5 protein-coding genes are annotated in these 4,572 nt (G+C 71.6%); 4 read left to right on the top strand and 1 reads right to left on the bottom strand.

The annotated features are described in order from the left end of the window. Positions 1-435: enoyl-CoA hydratase-related protein (locus CCN39_RS36740; protein WP_244211164.1), on the bottom strand; the 435-nt coding region annotated here is incomplete at its 3' end. A 139-nt stretch (positions 436-574) separates the two neighbouring features. Here CCN39_RS36740 and CCN39_RS36745 point away from each other — a divergent pair. The 4 genes from CCN39_RS36745 to CCN39_RS36760 form a co-directional block, all read left to right on the top strand. Next, positions 575-1,366, top strand: a complete 792-nt coding sequence (locus CCN39_RS36745; protein ID WP_086849957.1) for a TIGR03084 family metal-binding protein — start codon at positions 575-577, stop codon at positions 1,364-1,366. After that, entirely contained in the window at positions 1,363-3,051 is a 1,689-nt protein-coding gene (locus tag CCN39_RS36750) for an acyclic terpene utilization AtuA family protein (protein WP_086849958.1), read from the top strand. Before CCN39_RS36745 ends, CCN39_RS36750 begins: the two co-directional genes overlap by 4 nt. Next, positions 3,048-4,196 (top strand): acyl-CoA dehydrogenase family protein, encoded by a 1,149-nt coding sequence (locus CCN39_RS36755; RefSeq protein WP_086849960.1) that lies wholly within the window; start codon positions 3,048-3,050, stop codon positions 4,194-4,196. The genes CCN39_RS36750 and CCN39_RS36755 overlap by 4 nt, the downstream gene beginning before the upstream one ends. After that, a partial coding sequence (locus CCN39_RS36760; RefSeq protein ID WP_279629606.1) for a carboxyl transferase domain-containing protein occupies positions 4,193-4,572 on the top strand: 380 nt, incomplete at its 3' end. The genes CCN39_RS36755 and CCN39_RS36760, both read left to right, overlap by 4 nt.

Raw genomic sequence — 4,572 nt, forward strand, 5'->3', positions numbered from 1 at the left:
ACAGGCCCGGACGCGGCGTGGCAGGAGCCCGCCGGCCGGTGCTCGAAGCGGATCTTCACCATGAACAAGCCCGTGATCGCCGCCCTGCACGGGGCCGCCGACGGCGGCCCCGTGCAGGGCGGCGATCACGGGCTTGTTCATGGTGAAGATCCGCTTCGAGCACCGGCCGGCGGGCTCCTGCCACGCCGCGTCCGGGCCGGTCGACGGATCGAAGTCGAAGCCGCCTTGTGAGAGATCGGCCCCGACGCAGAAGTCCTTCCCGGCGCCGGTCAGCACGACGACCCGGACGTCCTCGTCGCGATCGGCGCGGTCCATCGCGGCCCCGAGCTCGTCGGCCATCCGGATCGTGTAGCCGTTGCGCGCTTCGGGGCGGTTCAGCGTGACCGTGGCGATCCGGTCCGCGACGGCATAGGTGATCTCGGCGTAGTCGGCCATGCGACGAAGCTATTGCAGCCGGACGCTACTGGCAAGATGTCAATAGTGCGGCCGCAGCGCTCGGCGCAAAACAATCAGGCGTGCTTGATTTTTCTCCGGACCGGTGTCACGCTGGCTGCCGGACGCAAGGAGGCGGGCGATGGCGGATCTCGGCGTGATCCTCGGGGATCTCGACGCGGAGACACGGACGATCGACGACGTGGTGGCGGCGCTGCCCGCGGCCGACTGGGCGCGCGCGACACCCGCCGAGGGGTGGACGGTCGCGCACCAGATCGCGCACCTGGCCTGGACCGATCGCAAGGCCCTGATCGCGGCCGCGCACCCGGAGAACTGGCAGGCCGAGGTCGAAGAGCTCCTCAAAGCCGGCGAGACCTACGTCGACGACGGCGCCGCCGCCGGGGCGCAGCGGCCGCCGCGGGAGATCCTCGAAGACTGGCGGGAAGCGCGCGCCGCACTGGCCCAGGCGCTCGCCGCGGGGCCGGACGGGCAGAAACTGCCCTGGTACGGGCCGCCGATGAGCGCCGCCTCGATGGCGACCGCGCGGATGATGGAGACCTGGGCGCACGGCCAGGACGTCTTCGACGCACTCGGCCTGACCCGCGAGCCGACCGCCCGCCTCTGGCACATCGCCCGCTTCGGGACCCGGACCCGCGACTTCGCCTACAAGGTCCACTCGCTCGCGCCGCCGGCCGAGGAGTTCCGCGTCGAGCTCGTCGCACCCGACGGCTCCACCTGGGCGTTCGGCCCCGAGGACGCCGAACAGAAGCTCACCGGCACCGCGCTGGACTTCTGTCTCGTCGTCACCCAGCGGCGGCACCCGGCCGACACCGATCTGGTCGCCCACGGGCCCGACGTCGAGGAGTGGCTCGGCATCGCGCAGGCCTTCGCCGGTCCGCCCGGGAACGGCCGGAAGCCGGGGCAGTTCGCATGACGTATCGCATCGGCAACGCGTCCGGCTTCTACGGCGACCGCTTCTCCGCCGTGCGCGAGATGATCACCGGGGGACCGCTGGACGTCCTCACCGGCGACTACCTCGCCGAGCTGACCATGCTCATCCTCGGCCGCGACCGGATGAAGGACGCGAACCGCGGCTACGCCAAGACCTTCCTGCGCCAGATGGAGGAGAACCTCGGTCTGGCGCGGGAAAAGGGCGTCAAGATCGTCACCAACGCGGGCGGGCTCAACCCGGCCGGGCTGGCGGACGCGCTCCGCGAGCTCGCGGCCAAGCTCGGCCTCGACGTCAGGATCGCGCACGTCGAGGGCGACGACCTGGTGGCCCGCGCCGACGAACTGAACCTCGGGAAACCGTTGACCGCCAACGCCTACCTCGGTGCCTGGGGCATCGCCGAGTGCCTGAACGCGGGCGCCGACGTCGTCGTCACCGGCCGCGTCACCGACGCCTCCGTCGTCGTCGGGCCGGCCGCCGCGCACTACGGCTGGGCCCGTGACGACTTCGACGCCCTGGCCGGCGCGGTCGCCGCCGGGCACGTCATCGAGTGCGGGGCCCAGGCCACCGGCGGCAACTACGCCTTCTTCACCGAGCACACCCTCGGCGTCCCCGGCTTCCCGATCGCCGAGATCGAAGCCGACGGCTCCAGCGTCATCACCAAGCACCCGGGCACCGGAGGCGTGGTGAACGCGGGCACCGTCACCGCCCAGCTGCTGTACGAGATCACCGGTGCGCGGTACGCCGGGCCGGACGTCACGACCCGGTTCGACACGCTGTCGCTGACCGAAGACGGCCCCGACCGCGTCCGCATCTCCGGCGTCCGCGGGGAAGCGCCGCCGCCGACGCTGAAGGTCGCCCTCAACACCCTCGGCGGGTTCCGCAACGAGACGACGTTCGTCCTCACCGGACTCGACATCGAAGCGAAAGCCGCGCTGGTGCGGGAACAGCTCGAGGCGTCCCTGAAGGACCGGCCGCCCGCCGACGTCCGCTGGACCCTCGCCCGCACCGACCACCGGGACGCCGACACCGAGCAGACCGCGAGCGCGCTGCTGCACGTGGCCGTGAAGGACGCCGACCCCAAGGTCGCCGGGCGCGCGTTCACCGGCGCCGCCGTCGAACTCGCCCTGGCCAGCTACCCCGGCTTCCACGTGATCGCGCCGCCGTCGGAGGCCTCGCCGTACGGCGTCTACACCGCGGCCTACGTCGCCGCGGAGGAGGTTCCGCACGTCGCCGTGCTGCCGGACGGGATGCGTGTCGACATAGCGCCTTCGATGTCCACTCAGGACCTGACCGAAGTGGACGAACCGGCCTTGCCCGAACCGCTCGGCCACGGCCCGATGCGGCGGGTGCCCCTGGGCACGATCGCCGGGGCGCGCAGCGGCGACAAGGGCGGCAACGCCAACGTCGGCGTCTGGGTGCGGTCCGAAGAAGCCTGGCGGTGGCTGGTGCACCGGCTGACCGTCGCCGAGTTCCAGCGGCTGCTGCCCGAGACCGCGGAGCTGCCGGTGACGCGCTACCTGCTGCCGAACCTGCGGGCGATGAACTTCGTCGTCGAAGGCATCCTCGGCGAGGGCGTCGCGTCGCAGGCCCGGTTCGACCCGCAGGCCAAGGCCCTCGGCGAGTGGCTGCGGTCGCGGGAGATCGACGTGCCGGAGGGCCTGCGGTGACCGACCCCTTCCGGACGCCCGAACGGGCCGAACTGCGCAAGACCGTGCGGAAGTTCGTCGAGCAGGAGGTCCTCCCGCACCTCGACGACTGGGAGCGCGACGGCGAGCTGCCCCGCGACCTGCACCGCAAGGCCGGTGACCTCGGCCTGCTCGGGGTGGCCTTCCCCGAAGAGATCGGCGGGGGCGACGGCAACTACCTCGACGCGCTGGTCGTCGCCGAGGAAATGCACTACGCGGGCGGCTCCGGCGGGCTGTTCGCGTCGCTGTTCACGTGCGGCATCGCCGTGCCGCACATCGCCGAAGCGGGCGACCCCGTGCAGATCGAACGCTGGGTCCGGCCCACCCTCCGGGGCGACAAGATCGGTTCCCTCGCCGTCACCGAACCGGACGGCGGGTCCGACGTCGCCGGCATCCGTACCACGGCGGTCCGCGAGGGCGACGAATACGTCGTCAACGGCGCCAAGACGTTCATCACCTCCGGCTGCCGGGCCGACTTCGTGACGACGGTGGTGCGCACCGGCGGCGACGGCGCGCACGGGCTCTCGCTGATCGTCGTCGAACGCGGGACGCCGGGCTTCACGGTGAGCCGCAAGCTCGACAAGATGGGCTGGCTCTGCTCCGACACCGCCGAACTGTCCTACGTGGACGTCCGGGTGCCGGTCGAGAACCTCGTCGGCACCGAGAACAGCGGCTTCGCACAGGTGGCCACCCAGTTCGTCACCGAACGGCTGTCCCTCGCCGTGCAGGCGTACGCGCACGCCCAGCGCGCGCTCGACCTGACGCTGGACTGGTGCCGCCTGCGCGAGACCTTCGGCCGGCCGCTCATCTCGCGGCAGGTCGTGCAGCACAAGCTCACCGAAATGGCGCGGAAGATCGACGTCGCCCGCACCTACACCCGCCACGCCGCGATCCGGCACGTCTCGGGCGAGGAAGTCATCGCCGAAGCCTGTTTCGCCAAGAACACCGCCGTCGAGGCCGCCGAGCAGGTGGTCAGCGAGGCCGTCCAGCTGTACGGCGGGCTCGGCTACATGCGCGAGTCCGAAGTGGAGCGGCACTACCGCGACGTCCGGATCCTCGGCATCGGCGGCGGCACCACCGAGATCCTCACCGGCCTGGCCGCGAAGCGATTGGGATACACCTCGTGACTGCTCTGAGGTCCACAGTGGACACGCGGGCCGCCGAGTTCGGCGCGAACCGCGAGGCGATGCTGGAGAAGCTCGCCGAGATCGACGCCGAGCACGCCAAGGCCGTCGCCGGCGGCGGCGAGAAGTACGTCGAACGGCACCGCAAGCGCGGCAAGCTGCTGGCCCGGGAGCGGATCGAGCTGCTGCTCGACGAGGACTCGCCGTTCCTGGAGCTGTCGCCGCTGGCCGCCTGGGGCACCGACTACCGCGTCGGCGCGAGCCTGGTGACCGGGATCGGCGTCGTCGAAGGCGTCGAGTGCCTGATCTCGGCCAGCGACCCGACGGTCAAGGGCGGCGCGAGCAACCCGTGGACGACCAAGAAGAGCTTCCGCGCCGC

Source organism: Amycolatopsis kentuckyensis (genome assembly GCF_002155975.1).
In the GTDB taxonomy this organism is placed as follows: Bacteria; Actinomycetota; Actinomycetes; order Mycobacteriales; family Pseudonocardiaceae; genus Amycolatopsis; species Amycolatopsis kentuckyensis.

Excerpts from the sequence above, each read along its gene's own strand:
- CCN39_RS36745 (WP_086849957.1), top strand. The coding sequence starts at position 575 with ATGGCGGATCTCGGCGTGATCCTCGGGGATCTCGACGCGGAGACACGG.
- CCN39_RS36750 (WP_086849958.1), top strand. The coding sequence starts at position 1,363 with ATGACGTATCGCATCGGCAACGCGTCCGGCTTCTACGGCGACCGCTTC.